This window comes from Burkholderia sp. NFPP32, from assembly GCF_900119325.1.
Taxonomy (GTDB): domain Bacteria; phylum Pseudomonadota; class Gammaproteobacteria; order Burkholderiales; family Burkholderiaceae; genus Burkholderia; species Burkholderia pyrrocinia_C.
On sequence record NZ_FPJP01000085.1, the window covers coordinates 1 to 1,232 of the forward strand.

Sequence of the window (1,232 nt, forward strand, 5' to 3'; positions counted from 1 at the left end):
TCCTCCGAAAGATGTCGGGCTCGTTCAACAGTGTTGCCCGAGGCCCACTGTTCGACCAGCTTGCGCTGGCGGCTCGCTGACGCGAGCACGTAATCATTGATGGCCGAATGGAAAAATTCCTGGTCGCCTTCGGTCAGCTGCGCATAGCGCACCAGCGTGTCCATCGCGGCCGGAGTCGGTCGTTTTTTGCTCATGCTGTCGGTTCCATTCAAGTAACGGGGCGCCCCGGCTGTTGCGCGTAAACGTCAGCCCCTCGGGCGGCCAACCGATTTATGCAACGCCCAGTCGCGCTGCTACGCTGAATCGAATTCACCCAACTCGTCCGCAGCAATTTGCGAGGACCGGCAGGAGGGCAATTTTGAGTCAAGCAATTAAAACAATACAATCTATCAATATTGTTGTTTTATAGGTTTATTTTGATAGTTTCGATTTTAAAAATATTGACCAATATTGATTTGCGTTTTGCGGATTTGATAAAGCAGCAAGAGGGGCAAATCGCTTAATCAGATATTCGCTTGTTTTCATATGATAATTTCCTATGATTGGAGCTAGCACGAGCGGTTGACGTGCTTGGTGGACATGCCGACGCGTGGCTTCTCCGGAAAGCGACGGCAGGTGTTTCAATTTTCAATCTAATGTATGGAGGATGTCATGCGTCGGCAATTAAATGCTCTCGTTACGACGGCTGGCACCGTATTGATTCTGACAACCGCAATTTCCGCAATTGCGCAAGAGGTGCAGCAAGCACGCGCCCTTGATCCCGCAGAGGCTGCGGCCATAATGGCGACCGGGAAACACGCACCGACGGCATTCATGGCCGCTATCACGCATCAACAAACTGCCGTGCCGGTTCAGGTGTGCTTTACTTGTGGCGGCGACTGGCCGGTATTTGCCGGTGCTATCCATGCTGTAAACACAGGTAGCAATACCTTTGAACGGGGTAGCGGCTGCTCGGGCGGGCTTGCCGCGTCAAATGATACGGATCCGTTCATCTGCACCAGATAGACGTAAAAATAAGATATTTTTTCATTATTATAATATCTGTCCAATTCAGAACTGTAAGGTCGACTATTTCAAATGGGGCGGCGCAATGGCGAAATTGTTGCATAAATCGGTTAGCCGCCCGAGGGGCTGACGTTTACGTGCAACAGCCGGGACGCCCCCCCCTGTTACTAAGATTTCGGAAAGAAGTGTCACATAGAGGCGTACTGACATTCGGGCTGGCGAAAGAA

Annotated in this window: 2 protein-coding genes; one reads left to right on the forward strand and one right to left on the reverse strand. The window is 51.2% G+C overall.

Going from position 1 to position 1,232, the window contains the following annotated elements; translation table 11 throughout:
• Nucleotides 1-194 (reverse strand): hypothetical protein (locus tag BT264_RS39020; protein ID WP_143155862.1); only part of this gene is annotated, 194 nt, incomplete at its 3' end.
• Nucleotides 195-651: 457 nt separating this feature from the next.
• Here BT264_RS39020 and BT264_RS39025 point away from each other — a divergent pair.
• Entirely contained in the window at nucleotides 652-1,005 is a 354-nt protein-coding gene (locus BT264_RS39025; RefSeq protein WP_143155863.1) for a hypothetical protein, read from the forward strand.
• Nucleotides 1,006-1,232: the final 227 nt, after the last annotated feature.

Bases quoted from the DNA above. Each gene is read 5' to 3' on its own strand.
- BT264_RS39025 (WP_143155863.1), top strand. From the start codon at position 652: ATGCGTCGGCAATTAAATGCTCTCGTTACGACGGCTGGCACCGTATTG.